At 72.5% G+C, this 15,756-nt stretch carries 12 protein-coding genes and 1 riboswitch; of the genes, 9 read left to right on the top strand and 3 right to left on the bottom strand.

The annotated features are described in order from the left end of the window. Positions 1-42 precede the first annotated feature (42 nt). Together IEZ19_RS01625 and IEZ19_RS01630 are read right to left on the bottom strand one after the other, a co-directional pair. Positions 43-615, bottom strand: coding sequence for a hypothetical protein (locus IEZ19_RS01625; protein ID WP_189309120.1), 573 nt, complete (start codon positions 613-615; stop codon positions 43-45). A 359-nt stretch (positions 616-974) separates the two neighbouring features. Continuing rightward, positions 975-1,427 (bottom strand): flavodoxin family protein, encoded by a 453-nt coding sequence (locus IEZ19_RS01630; protein ID WP_189309121.1) that lies wholly within the window; start codon positions 1,425-1,427, stop codon positions 975-977. Positions 1,428-1,602: 175 nt separating this feature from the next. Between IEZ19_RS01630 and IEZ19_RS52970 the strand changes: the two genes are divergently transcribed. From IEZ19_RS52970 to IEZ19_RS01670, 8 genes are all read left to right on the top strand, one after another. Beyond that, complete coding sequence (locus tag IEZ19_RS52970) at positions 1,603-2,715, top strand: PhzF family phenazine biosynthesis protein (RefSeq protein ID WP_189309122.1); 1,113 nt, start codon at positions 1,603-1,605, stop codon at positions 2,713-2,715. Between the two features lie 104 nt (positions 2,716-2,819). Beyond that, the gene (locus IEZ19_RS01640; protein ID WP_189309123.1) at positions 2,820-4,049 is read left to right on the top strand and encodes a PP2C family protein-serine/threonine phosphatase; all 1,230 of its coding nucleotides are present in this window, start codon (positions 2,820-2,822) and stop codon (positions 4,047-4,049) included. A gap of 185 nt (positions 4,050-4,234) precedes the next feature. Next, a riboswitch (cyclic di-AMP (ydaO/yuaA leader) is annotated at positions 4,235-4,406 on the top strand. 8 nt (positions 4,407-4,414) lie between these two features. Further along, positions 4,415-5,809 carry a C40 family peptidase gene (locus IEZ19_RS50335; protein ID WP_229839855.1) on the top strand — a complete coding sequence of 465 codons (1,395 nt, stop codon included), beginning with the start codon at positions 4,415-4,417 and terminating at the stop codon, positions 5,807-5,809. Between the two features lie 215 nt (positions 5,810-6,024). Next, positions 6,025-7,389, top strand: coding sequence for an FAD-dependent oxidoreductase (locus IEZ19_RS01650; protein WP_189309124.1), 1,365 nt, complete (start codon positions 6,025-6,027; stop codon positions 7,387-7,389). 288 nt (positions 7,390-7,677) lie between these two features. Next, on the top strand, positions 7,678-8,838 hold the full coding sequence (locus IEZ19_RS01655; protein ID WP_189309125.1) for a hypothetical protein: 1,161 nt from the start codon (positions 7,678-7,680) through the stop codon (positions 8,836-8,838). Positions 8,839-8,884: 46 nt separating this feature from the next. Next, positions 8,885-9,172 carry a DUF1232 domain-containing protein gene (locus tag IEZ19_RS01660; RefSeq protein ID WP_189309126.1) on the top strand — a complete coding sequence of 96 codons (288 nt, stop codon included), beginning with the start codon at positions 8,885-8,887 and terminating at the stop codon, positions 9,170-9,172. 99 nt (positions 9,173-9,271) lie between these two features. Continuing rightward, positions 9,272-12,019 (top strand): SpoIIE family protein phosphatase, encoded by a 2,748-nt coding sequence (locus IEZ19_RS01665; RefSeq protein ID WP_189309127.1) that lies wholly within the window; start codon positions 9,272-9,274, stop codon positions 12,017-12,019. A gap of 33 nt (positions 12,020-12,052) precedes the next feature. Beyond that, complete coding sequence (locus tag IEZ19_RS01670) at positions 12,053-13,381, top strand: hypothetical protein (protein ID WP_189309128.1); 1,329 nt, start codon at positions 12,053-12,055, stop codon at positions 13,379-13,381. 3 nt (positions 13,382-13,384) lie between these two features. Here IEZ19_RS01670 and IEZ19_RS01675 read toward each other — a convergent pair whose 3' ends face one another. Next, on the bottom strand, positions 13,385-15,226 hold the full coding sequence (locus tag IEZ19_RS01675) for a glycoside hydrolase family 15 protein (protein WP_229839856.1): 1,842 nt from the start codon (positions 15,224-15,226) through the stop codon (positions 13,385-13,387). Positions 15,227-15,407: 181 nt separating this feature from the next. Here IEZ19_RS01675 and IEZ19_RS01680 point away from each other — a divergent pair, with 181 nt between their 5' ends. Continuing rightward, entirely contained in the window at positions 15,408-15,623 is a 216-nt protein-coding gene (locus IEZ19_RS01680; protein ID WP_189309129.1) for a hypothetical protein, read from the top strand. The last annotated feature ends 133 nt before the right edge of the window (positions 15,624-15,756 follow it).

Consider the following 15,756-nt stretch of genomic DNA (forward strand, 5'->3'; position numbering starts at 1 on the left):
GGCGCGCGGCGGCGGCCGTGCCTGCGGGGCGTCGGCCGGCGGTCAGGAGGCCGGCCCGGCGGCGTTCTTGCGGCGCAGCGCGTAGACGCCGGTGCCCAGGAAGGCCAGCATGGCGAGCCCGCCCGCGCTGACACCCGGCGTGGCGAGCGCTCCGCCACCCGTGTGGATGCCGCCGCTGGGCTCGTCCCGGCCGTCGCCGCCCCACGAGTCCTGACCGCTGCCGCCGGAGCTCTGGCCGCTGCCGAAGCCGAAGCCCTGGCCGCTGCCGAAGCCCTGGCCGCTGCCGAAGCCGAAGCCCTGGCCCGTGCCCGAGCCCTGGCCGCTGCCGAAGCCGAAGCCCTGGCCCGTGCCCGAGCCCTGGCCGCTGCCGAAGCCGAAGCCCTGGCCCGTGCCCGAGCCCTTGTACGTCTCGGGGTCGTACTTGCTGTTGCCGCCGCTGTCCCCGCGGTCGCTGCTGTACGAATCATCCTTGTTGTACGAGGAGTCGTCCCGGCTGTACGAGGAGTCGTCGCCGCGGTCTCCTTCGTCGCTTCCGGAGGCATACGCCCAGGGAACAGCGAACGCGAGGGCGGCGGTGACGGCCGCCGAAGCCAGAAAAATGCGGGCAGAACGCATCTGGAAGCCCTTCCGCCGTGGTCCGGGCAGCCAACGCTCCATCAGCTGAGATCACCCGGCCCCGACATGAACCACCGTCAACGAGCCACTCCGCTCTCACCATCCGGGCCGCCCAGCCGGGTTACCAACGCACCCCGGGCGGCCCCATTCCCGGGCTCCGGGGCGGGGCGGTGCGACGGCCGCGGGGCACCACCCGGGTGGCCCACCGACACCCGCCGAGGAGCGCCGCGCGGTGTTCGTCGGGATCGCCCCGCCCGGTGCCCGTCCTGGCCGGCGGAGAGCAGCGCCGCTCCCCTCTCACCCGGCTCCATCCGGACAAGGGCGACCGGCTGCCCGACGCACCGGCCGGTGCGTGACGCTCAGGCCATCAGTCCCGCGGCGAGGGTCGCGCCCAGTTCCCAGCACGCCTCGATGTCGGCCTTGCCGGGCTCGCCCGTCACGGTCACGGCGTCGGCCGCGCGGCGCCAGCCGAGGCCGGTGGTGATCGCCTCGATGCCCCGCACCGCTCCGGTGACGTCGTTGCCGCCGTGCACGAAGTAGCCGAAGGGCCTGCCCCGGGTCTCGTCCAGGCAGGGGTAGTAGACCTGGTCGAAGAAATGCTTGAGGGCACCCGCCATGTAGCCGAGGTTCGCCGGGGCGCCGAGCAGATAGCCGTCGGCGTCGAGCACGTCCGGCGCGGTCGCGGCCAGCGCCGCCCTCCGTACGACCCGGACGCCCTCGATCTCCGGTGCGGTGGCGCCGGACACGACGGCCTCGAACATCGCCTGGCAGTTGGGAGAGGGCGTGTGGTGGACGATCAGCAAGGTAGGCACAGCACGCACCCTGCCGTGACGGGGCGTCCGGCCGCAAACGGCGGTCTCGTACGGAGTTGTCGGCGCCCTCGGTTACATTGGCCGCCTGGACCGACGGGGGGCTGACGATGTCTCTGCCGCTCTGCGCACACGATCCGGCCCGGCGCGCCCCGCGCCTCGGCTGACGCCGCCTCCGATGCCCGGCCGGTCCCTCCCCGTCACGATCGTCCACGCCTGTCTGCGCGACGGCGGCGGCGGCAGTCCCACGGCGGTGCTCGACGACGTCCCGCTCACCGAGGCCGAACGGCGCGCCCTGCCTGCGCGGCTCGGCACCTCGCACGCCGTCTTCGCCGGAGCCGACGGGACGGGCAGCGGTCGTACGCGGGCGACGCTGCGGTTCTTCACGTCGGCCGGTGAGCTGCCGGCCTGCGGCCACGGCACGGTCGCCGCGCTGGCCGTGCTCGCCGAGCGGGCCGGAACCGAGCGGTTCGAGGCCGAACTGCGGGCCGGCGGGCGGGCGTTCATCGGGCGCTGCACCCGTCGCGGCGAGCGGGCCGAGGCGGTCTTCGACCCCGGCCCGGTGCGTCTGCGGGAGCCCACGGCGGCCGAGACCGCTCTCGTGCTCCCCGCGCTCGGCATCCCCTCGGACGCGCTCGGGCCCGGTATTCGGGCGGCGTCCACGGGGCGGTGGCGGTGGCTCGTGCCCGTCCGGTCGCGAGCCGTCCTCGCCGGACTCTCCCCCGACGTCGGCCGGCTGCGCGAGGCCTGCGACCGGCTCGGACTGCTGGGCTGTGCCCGTCCGTCAGCGACGTGCGAGCCCGCCCTGGACCAACGATGCAGTTGTCGGCGAACCCGAGGTCCTGCCGCTGGGCCCGTGTGGAGTCCTGGAGTTGCTGGTAGGCCGCCGCGATCTGCTGGTCCAGCAGGGCGAGTTCACGGTCGACGTCCGCTTTCGCGCCGTCCGGCACCGCCGTCAGGCCGCTACCGACGTCCGGGCAGTCGATCGTGGCCGCCCCCGCGGCCAGGACCTGGGCGTCGGCGCTCTGCTCCGGCTCCTGACCCCCACCGCCTTCGGTGGCGGACGCGTAGACGTTCGCCACGATCAGACCACCTCCGCCCAGCATCAGGGCGACCGCTGCGAAGGTCGCGCGTCGTGCGCCTGTCGGGCGTCTGCGTCTGTTGCGTCCCACGGAAGCACCCCTGCATCTCGAGGCCGTCTCGGCATGGAAATCCCCCGCACCCATACGGAGCCGGACACCCGGGTGTTCAACCGCCTCATGGATCCATGGCCGCCTCATGCCCAACATGACCTGACTGCGACATGCGGTCGGTCGAATTCACTCTGTAACGCCTGCATATATGTCATTTCGTGGGAAACTGGTGTGAGATCGGCGGTCGACTGGGCGGCGAGGCATGACGGATCCGGAGATCGACTACGCGGCGGTGTTCCAGGCCCTGCCCGGCATGGTGGCGCTGCTGACGCCCGATCTGGTGTACGCGGACGCCAACGAGGACTTCCTGCGGCTGTCGGGCCGCAAGCGTGAGGACATGCTCGGCCGGCACTGGTTCGACATGTTCCCGGACAACCCGAACGAGTCCACCGCGAACGGCATGCGCAACCTGGAGGCCTCACTTCGGCGGGTGCTCGCCACCGGCGAACGGGACACGATGGCCCTGCAGCGCTACGACGTGCTGATCCCCGGCCGGCCGGGGCAGTGGGAGGAGCGCTACTGGAGCCCGGTCAACGCGCCGGTGCTGGGCCCGGACGGCAGCGTCGTGCTGCTGGTGCACCGGGTCGAGGAGGTCACCGAACTCATCCGGGCCCGCGAGAGAACCGACGAGGACCGGGCCCAGGTGCTCGAAGCCGAACTGTACCGGCGCGCGCAGGAACTCCAGGAGATCAACGACCGGCTGCGGCGAGCCCATGCGCGCGAGCGGGAGGTGGCGCTCGCGCTCCAGGACGCGATGCTGCCCGCGCCCCGGCCGACGGGGAAGCACCGGGCCGTGGTGCGGTACCGGCCGGCGGTCGGCTCGCTGCACGTGTGCGGCGACTGGTACGACGTCGTGGACCTCGTCGGCGGCGACCGCATCGGCGTGTCGGTCGGCGACGTGGTCGGGCACGGCCTGGAAGCGGCCTGCGTCATGGGGCAGTTGCGCAGCGCGCTCACCGCCGCGTCCCGGGTCGCCACGGGGCCCGCCCAGGCGCTCGACGCCCTGGGACGGTACGCACACGTCGTCGACGGCGCCGAGTCGGCGACGGCGGTGCTGACCTTCATCGACTTCGACGACCACACCATCACCTACAGCAGCGCCGGGCACCCCCCGCCGGCGCTCGTGCACGCCGACGGCCATGTGGAGTTCCTCGACCGCGCCACCGATCCCCCGCTCGACGCCCACCCGGAACCCGGGCCCCGACCGCAGGCACGGACCGGCTTCGAGTCCGGCGCGACCCTGGTTCTGTACACGGACGGCCTGATCGAGCGCCGCCGTGAGGACATCGACACCGGCCTCACCCGCCTCGGCACCTCCCTCGCCCGCCACCGCCGCGCCGACCTGGACATGCTCGCCGACACGGTCCTGCGGGAACTCCTGCCGGCGGAGGGCGCGACCGACGACACGGCCCTGATCGCCGTACGTCTGTGAACTTCCCTTCTTCTCAAGGGAATTGCCCCGGTGAGTGACACCAAGTGCTGTCCGTTCCCGAACTCCAACGCGAACATCATAAATACGTATCGGACATTTCGCTCTTCAACCTTCACGCAGGGCACACAAGTTGGCTAGGTTGACGCCCGGGCCGCACGGCTCCCCCCGGCGAATCCCGCCGGGCCGCGTGGCCTCCGCCGAGTCCGGCGCCCTTCGTGGGGCCGGAGCCGGGGACCCAACCGACAATGGGGTGAATCGGCCCGACTTCCCTTCGGGGCAAGGGCCGTAGGGCACGCCTTCCGGATTCGACCGCCCGAACCCGACAGCTAACTCGGTAGGCGGAGTACGGAAGGAGTACGTCTCCCATGGCGCCGGAGAGCCGCGACGAGGTTCGACAACGGATCGACGCCCTCTACGACCTGGCGGAGAACGCCACCGGGAACTACAACGCGACGCGCGCGATGACGACGGGCACCCGGGGGCGCGGCGTCCCATTGCGCAAGAGGCCCGCCGCGGACACCGATCCCGACCTGGACAACGTCACCCGGCAGTGGTTCGACGCGGCACGGGCGAAGCTCGGCCCGACGGTGCCGGCCGTACTGCCCACCGATCGCAAACCGCAACGGCCTGCCGAGAGGCGCCCCAAGGCTCCGGCCGAGCGAGAAGTGCTGGGCGACGGGCGGGAGTCGACCGGGCGTCGGCTGCCCGAACTTCCGGCCGGATCGACCGGTGCCCCGGCCGGTCGCGCCCTCGGAGAGCTCACGCGCGGTTCCCTTCCGGAGCCGACGCGCCGTCCCATCGCCGAGCTGACCGCGGGGCCTTCGACGCAGCCGGCCGGGGGGTCCGCCGCCGCGCTGCCCGCCGTACCCGCGCCGCGGCGGGAGTCGGAGGCGCCCAGGGCGCGGCGAGCGCCCGCCACCGCGCCACGCCGCCCCTCGCCGGGCACGTCCAAGGAGCGGAACCTGCGCAAACTCACGGCGGCCCGCGAGCTGCTGTCCCGGTACGGCGTACAGCGGACCGCGCCGATCACGGCGATCGAGGCCGCGCCGGCGCCGGGCACCCGGTCCACCACGGAGACCGTGGCACGGCAGGGGGCCCAGGAGGAGTGGCGCCCCCCGTCCTGGGCCGTGGGACTCGGAGTCGCGGCACCCTCGACGGACCCCACGCCTCCGCCCGCACCCGACCCACTCGGCCCGCCCGACCCGCCCGACCCGCTCGACGTGACCATCCCGCTCGAGGCTGCCGACCCACTCGACACCGTTATCCCGCTCGTGGCACCCGGCCCGCCCGACGTGGCTCCCGTCACCGCACCCGCACCCGCACCCGTCCACCCCAACCACTCGATCGACCCGGGACGCTTCGTGCCACTCGGAACCGGCAGTACCCCCGAGCCGGTCCACGCCGACAAGGCCGGGAAAGCCGTCGCCTTCGCGCGGGCCCAGATCGGCCGGCCGTGTCTGTGGGGTGCGACCGGGCCCGACGCGTACGACTACGCGAGTCTCACGCAGGCCGCCTGGAGGGCCGCCGGCGTCGCCCTGCCACGTTCCGCGCGGGAGCAGGCGTTCGCGGGCACCCCGGTCGCACTCACCGGCATCCGGCACGGAGACCTGGTCTTCTTCTTCGACAACGACAGCCACGTCGGCCTGTACGTCGGCAACGGCATGATGGTCCACGCGCCGGGCCCGGGGTCGTACATCCGCGAAGAGTCGATCTTCGGCGCAGGGGAGTCGGCGATCCACCGGGTGATCCGGCCCGCATGAGACGCGCGGGGAGGACCGGCGGACCCCGCCGGCCTTCCCCGAAGCCGCAGTCGCAGCCGGCGCCGGACCCGGGGGCGAAGCCGGTCCGCCCTGGCCACCAGCCGCCCATAAGATCGCTTTATGAGCTCATAGACCGAACCCTGGTACTTACTTAGGGCTGCCTTAGCTTAGGCTTCCCGATCGAGTCGCTTTCATCGCTCGAAGGGAACCTGATCATGCCGCGCCCCCTGCGGGTAGCCATCGTCGGAGCCGGCCCCGCCGGGATCTACGCCGCCGACGCCCTGCTCAAGTCCGATGCGGCCGTCAAACCCGGCGTGTCCATCGACCTCTTCGAGCGGATGCCCGCCCCCTTCGGCCTGATCCGGTACGGCGTCGCCCCCGACCACCCGCGCATCAAGGGCATCGTCAACGCGCTGCACCAGGTGCTCGACAAGCCGCAGATCCGGCTGTTCGGCAACGTCGAGTACCCGAAGGACATCCGCCTCGACGACCTGCGCGCCTTCTACGACGCCGTGATCTTCTCGACCGGTGCGATGGCCGACCGGGACCTGTCCATACCGGGCATCGAGCTGGACGGCTCGTACGGCGCCGCCGACTTCGTGTCCTGGTACGACGGTCACCCGGACGTGCCGCGCACCTGGCCGCTGGAGGCCGAGAAGGTCGCCGTGCTCGGCGTCGGCAACGTCGCGCTCGACGTGGCCCGCGTCCTGGCCAAGACGGCGGACGAGCTGCTGCCGACGGAGATCCCGCCGAACGTCCACGACGGCCTGAAGGCGAACAAGGCGCTCGAGGTCCATGTGTTCGGCCGCCGTGGCCCGGCGCAGGCGAAGTTCTCCCCGATGGAGCTGCGTGAGCTGGACCACTCCCCGAACATCGAGGTCGTCGTCGACCCTGAGGACATCGACTACGACGAGGGCTCGATCGAGACGCGGCGCGGCAACAAGCAGGCCGACATGGTCGCCAAGACTCTGGAGAACTGGGCGATCCGCGACGTCGGCGACCGGCCGCACAAGCTGTTCCTGCACTTCTTCGAGTCGCCCGCCGAGATCCTCGGCGAGGACGGCAAGGTGGTGGGCCTGCGCACCGAGCGCACCGCACTCGACGGCACCGGCAACGTCAAGGGCACCGGGACCTTCAAGGACTGGGACGTCACCGCGGTCTACCGGGCCGTGGGCTACCTCTCCGAGAAGCTGCCGAAGCTGCCGTGGGACCTCGACTCCGGCACCGTCCCGGACGAGGGCGGCCGCGTCATCGAGGAGAGCGGCACGCATCTGCAGTCCACGTACGTCACCGGCTGGATCCGGCGCGGCCCGGTCGGTCTGATCGGTCACACGAAGGGCGACGCCAACGAGGCGGTCGCCAACCTCCTGGACGACCACGCGAACGGCCGGCTGCACACGCCGGACTCGCCCGCGCCGGAGGCGGTGGACGCGTTCCTCGCCGGGCGCGACGTCCGCTTCACCACGTGGGACGGCTGGTACCGCCTGGACGCCGCCGAGAAGGCCCTGGGCGAGCCGCAGGGCCGTGAGCGCGTGAAGATCGTCGAGCGTGAGGACATGCTGCGGGAGAGCGGGGCGTAAGTCCCTCCCGGCCGCGACTCCCCCTTGGCCGCGGCGGCACAGTACGACGAGTGAACGGGGCCCGCCCCGAAGCGGATGGCGGGCGGGCCCCGTTCGACGCTCCATTGTCGTGGCCCCGACAGATCACCGGCATGTGTGAAGCGGGGTCGCGTGGAGTGCGCAGTACACACCCCGTGTGCGCCGTGTGCGCCGGGCCGTACGGGGGGTTCGTCGCGCCCCGGACGACGTGCAGTCGGCGCGGGCGGTGATACTGGGAGGCGCACCACGCCTCCGTCCGCAGATTGGCCCATGTCGAACTCCGCCTCAGAACGCCCCACGATTCCCGGCACCGTGTGGCAGGCCCGCGGCCGCCACACCGGTTCCGACGCCGCGGACGTCCTCCGCCGGAACCTCAGCAGGCTCAAGGCGAGCGGGGTCCTGGCGGACTTCACCGAACCACCCCTGCCCGAGGACTCCCCCGAGCTGGTCTTCGAGGCACGGTGGCGCGCCGTCGGTGAGGTGACGGTGCGGGCCCGGCTGACGCTCGTACCGCCGCCGGAGCGGGAGCACTGGCAGGAGTGGCGGCTCGTGGCGGAGGCGGAGCGCCCCTGGGACGAGCGCTGGCCCTCGCCCGCCACGATGTTCTGGCCCGACGACGGCACCGAATGGGACCACCATCACGCCGTCGCGGGCCTGCACCTGAGGGACGTCAATGCGCTGTCCACCGACGACAAGGCGATGCGTCGCGTCCTCAAGAGCGCCGCCCGCGAGTCGTGGGCCGTCCAGTTGGTCGTGCACGAGGCCATGACCCCCGACGAGTGCGGCAGGCTGCCGTTGGCGCGTCTGCTGCCCCCGGGACTGCGGCACCGCGTGGTGGAGCACCGGGCATCGCCGCAGCAACTGCGCGCCGTGAACTGGGCGCTGCGCGACCTCGGCGTGGAGGTGCCGCGCGGCGGGGCGGTGCTGCTGCCTCCGGACCCGGCACCGCCGGGCTACGACGCCGGTGATTTCGCCGTGCGCAGCGTCTTCCTCGACGGCTCGGAGCCCGCCGAACTCGTCGACGTACTACGGCGCTTCACCGCCCTGCCGAAGCCGCAGCCGCAGGGCGCGGCCGAGGCGCTGACCGATCTGCGCGAGAACTGGACCCTGATGACGCCCGAGGAAGAGCTGGCCCACGCGCGCCGGCTGGTGGCCATGTACTCCGAGGCGCTCGAGGCGATGACCAGGTCCCGCGACCTGTACCGGGAGGCCGCCGAGCGGGCGCAGGAGGCGCTGGCCGCCTACCGTGACCTACCGGCCGCGGTACCCGGGCCCCGGGAGCGCCCCGGCACCAGGGCCGGCTCGCCGTTCCAGCAGCTGACCCGTGGTTTCGGACGGCTGAGGGGCACCGCCAAAGGGCTCCGCCCGGCGAGCGGTAATGATGCGTCCCGGGACGGGGACGACTCCGGCGACGAGGCCGACCGGCCATAGCAACGGCAGGAGACGGGAAGAGACAGAGCAGAGGAGAGGAGACCGGATGGACACCACCACGACCGTGCTGATCGTCGCCGCTGTGCTCGCGGCGGCTCTGCTCGCCGTGGCCGTCGTCGTGCTGGTCCGGCTGGTGCGCACCCGGCAGCACCTGCGGCGCGCGGGGCTGCCCACCGGGCCGCGCTGGGTGTTCTGGGGCGCCGTCCTCTATCTGGTGCTGCCGGCCGACCTGCTGCCCGATCCGGTGTACCTGGACGACATCGGCGTCCTGCTCCTCGCCCTGCGTTCGCTGCGTGCCGCACGTCCGCTGCCGACGGACGAACCCGGCGTCTGAACTACCGCCCCCACCCCCGCACACCGGCTCGGGGGCCGTCGTCCGATGCCTCTCGTGACGCCTCTCGCCTCGCGGAGCCAGGCAGTGTAGACATGGCACATGGTCCGACTGTCCGGCCGTTTCGAGACACGGCCGCCTCGTCGACCCAGGATTCCGTTCGCCCCGCTCGACCCGCGGCCGCACGACGGATCCGGGCCGCACCGCACACGGACCGGCAGGCTGCGGTCGGCACTGAGCGGACGCAGCGTCGCCGGACAGGTGTTCGTGCTGCAGGTCGCGATCGTGCTGCTCCTCGTGGTGTCGGCCGTGGTGGCGCAGCTGCTCCAGGTCCGGCACGACAGCAGTCTGGAAGCCCGCAACCGTTCCCTCGCCGTCGCCGGTTCCTTCGCCGACGCGCCCGGCACCGTCGCCGCGCTGCGCAGCCCCGATCCGACGGCGGTCCTCCAGCCGAAGGCCGAGGCCGCCCGCAAGGCCACCGGGGTGGACTTCATCGTGGTGATGAACACCGACGGAATCCGCTACACCCACCCCGAACCGGACCGCATCGGCAAGCACTTCGTCGGCACCATCGCGCCCGCGCTGGCCGGAGGGACCGTCACCGAGGAGATCAACGGGACCATCGGACGGCTTGTGCAGGTGGTCGTGCCCGTCAAGGCTCCCGACGGGTCCGTGGTGGGCCTGGTGTCGGCGGGCATCACGACCGAGCACGTGGGCGGCGCCGCCGACCAGCAGTTGCCGCTCCTGCTCGCCTCCGCCGCGGCGGCCCTCGCGCTGGCCACCGGCGGCACGGCACTGGTGAGCAGGCGCCTGCTGCGGCAGACGCACGGTCTGGGCCCGCACGAGATGACGCGCATGTACGAGCACCATGACGCGGTGCTGCACTCCGTCCGCGAGGGCGTGCTCATCGTCGGCGGCGAGGGCCGGCTGCTGCTCGCCAACGACGAGGCGCGCCGCCTGCTCGACCTGCCCGAGGACGCGGAACGGCGGACCGTCCTCGACCTCGGCCTCGACGCCGACACCGCCGGGCTGCTGGCCTCGGGACGCATCGCGACGGACGAGGTGCACCTGGTCAAGGATCGCCTCCTGGCGATCAACCAGCGGCCGACCGACCTGCGCGGCGGCCCGCCCGGCAGCGTCACCACCCTGCGCGACTCCACGGAACTGCGCGCTCTGTCGGGCCGGGCGGAGGTGGCCCGCGAACGGCTCGACATGTTGTACGACGCCGGAGTCGGCATCGGCACCAGCCTGGACGTGACCCGTACCGCCGAGGAGTTGGCGGAGCTGGCCGTGCCGCGGTTCGCGGACTACGCAACCGTGGACCTGTACGACGCCGTGCTGCTCGGGGAGGAGCCGCGGCCGGGGGACGCGCTGCGCCGGGCCGCCCTCAGCGGCATCCGCAAGGACGCCCCGCTCCATCCGGTGGGCGAGCGCCTCACGTTCGTCGCCACCTCGCCGCAGGCGCAGAGCCTTCTGTCGGGCCGGGCGGTCGTCGAACCGCGGCTGGGCGAGGCGCCGGGCCGGCCGGCGCATGATGTGGACCGCGCCGGGCAGGTCGTGGAGTACGGCATCCACTCCTTGATCACCGTCCCGCTGCGGGCGGGCAGCCTGGTCCTCGGCGTGGCCACCTTCTGGCGGTCGCAGAAGCCCGAGCCGTTCGACCGGGAGGAACTGGCCCTCGCCGAGGAGCTGGTCGCGCGCGCCGCGGTCTCCATCGACAACGCCCGCCGCTACACCCGCGAGCACGGGATGGCGGTGACGCTCCAGCGCAGCCTCCTGCCGCGCACGCTGCCCGCGCAGGGCGCCCTGGAGATCGCCTACCGGTATCTGCCCGCACAGGCCGGGGTGGGCGGCGACTGGTTCGACGTACTGCCGCTGTCCGGCGCACGGGTGGCCCTCGTCGTCGGGGACGTCGTGGGTCATGGCCTGCACGCCGCTGCGACGATGGGCCGACTGCGCACCGCTGTGCACAACTTCTCCTCGCTGGACCTGCCGCCCGACGAACTTCTCGGTCTTCTCGACGAGTTGGTGGCCCGGATCGACCAGGACGAGACACCCGCGGACGGCGCAGCCGCGGTCACCGGCGCGACCTGTCTGTACGCGATCTACGATCCGGTCTCGCGCCGCTGCACCCTGGCCCGGGCCGGCCATCCGCCGCCGGCGCTGGCCCGGCCGGACGGCACCGTCGACTTCCTCGACGTGCCCGCAGGGCCTCCGCTGGGCCTCGGCGGGCTGCCCTTCGAGACGGCCGATCTCGAGCTGCCGGAGGGCGGCCGGCTCGTCCTGTACACGGACGGTCTCGTGGAGGACCGGGAGCGGGACATCGACGTCGGGCTCGAACTGCTGCGCTCCGCCCTGGAACTGGCCGGCGACTCGCCCGAGGACACCTGCCGGACCGTGCTCGACCGGCTGCCCACACGCCCCAGCGACGACGTGGCCCTGATCGTCGCGCGCACCCGCGCGCTCCGAGCCGACCGGGTCGCCGACTGGCGGGTGCCTTCCGATCCGGCGGCCGTGTCGGACGTACGGGCAGCCGTGACAGGGCAGTTGGCCGCATGGGGGCTGGAAGAGCTCACGTTCACCACGGAGTTGATCCTGAGCGAGCTGGTCACCAACGCCATCCGGTACGGCCGTCCACCGGTCGGCGTACGGCTGCTGCTCGACCGCGCCCTCATCTGCGAGGTCTCCGACGCCAGCACCACCTCCCCTCATCTGCGCCACGCGGCGAGCACGGACGAGGGCGGGCGCGGTCTGTTCCTCGTCGCACAGCTCGCCGACCGCTGGGGCACCCGTTACACCCCCGCCGGAAAGATCATCTGGGCTGAACAGACGCTGCCGGAAATGAGTTGAGGGCGCCGCGCGGGATCGCTGATCCTTTACGGCATGTTCTCGCGCAGGAATCGCCGCCCCGCCCGTCCCGAATCCCACCAGCTGCTCAAGGCCTGGGAGTGCCTGGACTCCGGTGACCTGCCCGGGGCACTGCGGCAGGTCCGCGCGGCCGGGGAGGACGCGCCGGCCGGCGAGGTGGCCCTCGTCGTGGGCCGGGCCGCCGCGGCCGCGGGCTTCGACGACCTCGAACAGGCCGCAGCGGCCCTGGCCGCGCGGCCCGACCAGGCGCAGGCGCTCTTCGGCTTCGGGTACGCGTGCGTGGAGCGCGGACTGCCCCATCTGGCGATCCCGCCGCTGCGCCAAGTGCTGCGCCACAACCCCGACTCCCTCCGTGTGCTGCGCGAGCTGGTCTCGGCGTACGAGCGTGCGGGCCGTCACCGCGAGGCGGTCGAGGAACTGGCCCGCCACGAGGCCGGCTTCGCCGACTGGCCGGACCGATATCTCCTGGTGTTCAACGCGATCATGGCGGGCGACCTCGGGCTGGCCCGCCGCCAGCACGCGCTGCTGCCGGACCCGGACGACTCGGTGTGGCTGGACGCCCGGGACCGGCAGACCCGGACGCTGGAGCGCGCCGCCGCGGTGCAGCGGGCGACCGCGCTGGACCTGACCGATCTGCGCGGCTGGCAGTTCGTGATCGGCGGGACGGTCCTCGGCACGCTGTCCCCGTACGGCTTCGCCGCGGGGATGACCGGCCGGTACGCCTGGCTGCAGGACACCCCCGACCAGTGCCTGCGCGGCCTGCTGCGGCTGCGCACCCTCCTCGAGGTCACCGGGGTGCGCCCGCGGTCCGTGTCGCTGCTGCCCGACCGCGGCTCCCGGATCCTAGGCCTGGCCGCGGCCGACGTGCTCGGTGTCCCGGCGGGGCCGTTCGAGGCCGGACGCGAGGACACCGTCGTAGTGGCGTACGACCTGAACGAGGTCGCCGGTGAGGACGGCGGCCCCGAGATCCTCGGGCAGCTCTTCGAACGCGTGCCGGGGCAGGTGCTCCACGAGCACGCGAGTTCCTGGACCGACACCCCGGTCGTCACCGCCGACAGCGTGGCCCTGCTCCACCAGTCGGTGGTGGCGCCGTGGGGCGAGCGACTGCGCCAGGGAGCCGACGGCGGTGTCGAGCGGACACCGGCCGACGACCGCCCGGAGGCCGAACTGGCCGCTGAGATCACGGCGGCGGACCCGGCCGCGGACGAGGGCGACGGGGAGGGTCCGGCGGACCCCGACGAGACGTTCGCCGCCTTCGCGGGCGCCGTGCGCGGCAGCTGGCTGCGCGGCGACCGGGCGCGCCTCAACTCCTCGGGTCCGGTGCCCAGTTCCCGGTTCGCCTGACGGTCAGCCGAGGGCGCGGTCCAGGTTGTAGGCGGCGCTGATCAGGGACAGGTGAGTGAACGCCTGCGGGAAGTTGCCCTGTTGCTCACCGGTCCGGCTGATCTCCTCGGCGTACAGCCCGAGATGGTTGGCGTAGGTGAGCATCTTCTCGAAGGCCAGCCGGGCCTCTTCCACGCGTCCGGCGCGCACCAGCGCCTCGACGTACCAGAAGGAGCAGATCGAGAACGTGCCCTCGTCGCCGCGCAGTCCGTCGGGGCTGGCCTGCGGGTCGTAGCGGTAGACCAGCGAGTCGGAGACCAGGTCCTCGGTGAGGGCGTCCAGCGTGGACAGCCACTTGGGGTCGGTCGGCGCGATGAACTTGGCCAGCGGCATCATCAGGACGGCGGCGTCGAGGACGTCGCTGCCCTCGTACTGGGTGAAGGCGCCCCGTGCGGGCGACCAGCCGCGCTCCATGATCTGCCGGTAGATGGTGTCGCGGGTCCTGCGCCAGCAGCCCAGGTCCGCGGGCAGGCCGCGGCGGTTGGCGAGGCGGATGGCCCGCTCGATGGCCACCCAGCACATCAGACGCGAGTAGAGGAAGGGCTTGCGGCCGCCGCGGGTCTCCCAGACGCCCTCGTCGGGCTGGTCCCAGTGCGAGATGACCCACTCGACGAGGTGGCAGACATCGTCCCACTCGTCGCTGGAGATCGGCTCGGCCCATTTGTCATAGAGGTAGATCGAGTCGATGAGCGCGCCGTAGATGTCCAGCTGGAGCTGGCCGGCGGCGCCGTTGCCGACCCGGACCGGTGCCGAGCCGCGATGGCCCTCGAGGTGGCCGAGTTCGCGCTCGGGCAGGTCGGTGCGGCCGTCGATGCCGTACATGATCTGCAGCGGGCCCGTGCCGCAGCCGTCGCCGTGGCTGATGTAGGTGCTCAGGAACTTCATGAAGTCCGCGGCCTCGCGGGTGAAGCCCAGGCGCAGCAGGGCATAGACGCAGAAGGCGGCGTCGCGGACCCATACATAGCGGTAGTCCCAGTTGCGTTCACCACCGACCTGTTCGGGGAGGCTGGTGGTCGGGGCGGCCACGATGGCGCCGGTCGGTGCGTAGGTGAGCAGCTTGAGGGTGAGCGCGGAGCGGTGCACCATCTCCCGCCAGCGGCCGCGGTAGCGGGACTGGCGCAGCCAGCGGCGCCAGTAGCCGACCGTGGCGGCGAACTCGGCCTCGGCCTCGGCGTGCGGGCAGCCGCGCGGGAGCACGGTCTCGTCCAGCTGGTCGAGGGCGAACACCGCGGACTCGCCCTCCGTGAGTTTGAAGTCGGCGCACGCGTCCCGGCCGTCGCACTCCAGCGCCACGGTCGAGGTGAGCGCGAGGGAGCGCTCCTCGGACTCGAAGACGATCATGTCGTCCAGCTGCCGGAGCATGTGCGGGTCGGCGCCGTAGTTGAAGCGCGGGGCGACCAGGATGCGGAACGGGACGGTTCCGCGGACGCACAGGACGCGGCGGATCAGGCGGTGGCGGCCGGCCTCCGGGGACGTGGGATCCCCGGAGACGGGCATGAAGTCCTGGACCTCACCGACACCGTCCTCGGTGAAGAAGCGGGTGATCAGGACGTTGGTGTCGGGGAAGTAGAACTGCTTGGTCCGGGCCGGTACGGCGGCGCACAGCTCGAAGCGGCCGCCACGCTCGGCGTCCAGGATCGCGGCGAAGACGCTGGGGTCGTCGAAGGACGGGCAGCAGTACCAGTCGATGGTGCCGTCGCTGCCGACGAGGGCCACACTGCGCAGGTCGCCGATCAGCCCGTGCTCGGCGATCGGCAGGTACCGGGGACGCCCGGGCATGTCCTGAGGGAACGGTGTCTCGGCCATCCTGGCAGCCTCCCCGGTACGGGCGTGCGAGCTGCCTCCAGCTTAGGAGCGGGCCGGGGCTGCGGCACGGCCGGAGCTCTCTCCGGATGCAGGGCGGGCTCCGGCGGGCAATGGTGAGAGAGTGCCCCGGTCTCGCGGCACGGGTACCGATGCGATCTCGCGGACCCGAGGAGGAGACACCATGTCGACGTCACAACCCGAAACGTCCCGGTCGACGGGGAGGGACGAGGACCAGTTCACTCCGGACGCCCTGCTGCACACCGCCCCCGGCAAGGACGTCACGCCGGAGGACCTGGTCATGGCCACGGGCCGGGACATCACCCCGGCAAACCTCGAGTGGGCCCGCCGCAAGCTGGAGTCGGAAGGCCCCTCGGCGGTGGAGAGGCTGCTGCCGTAAGCCGTCCCGGGACGCGGACGGCCGTCCGGTGAGGGGCGGGTGTCCGCGTCGGAGATCACAGTCCGCGTACGCATTCTCACGCACCGTGGCGCACCACCTGTGATGGTTTCGACGTCGCCCTTTCCCAGGACGT

The organism is Streptomyces brasiliensis (genome assembly GCF_014647875.1).
GTDB classification, from domain to species: Bacteria; Actinomycetota; Actinomycetes; order Streptomycetales; family Streptomycetaceae; genus Streptomyces; species Streptomyces brasiliensis.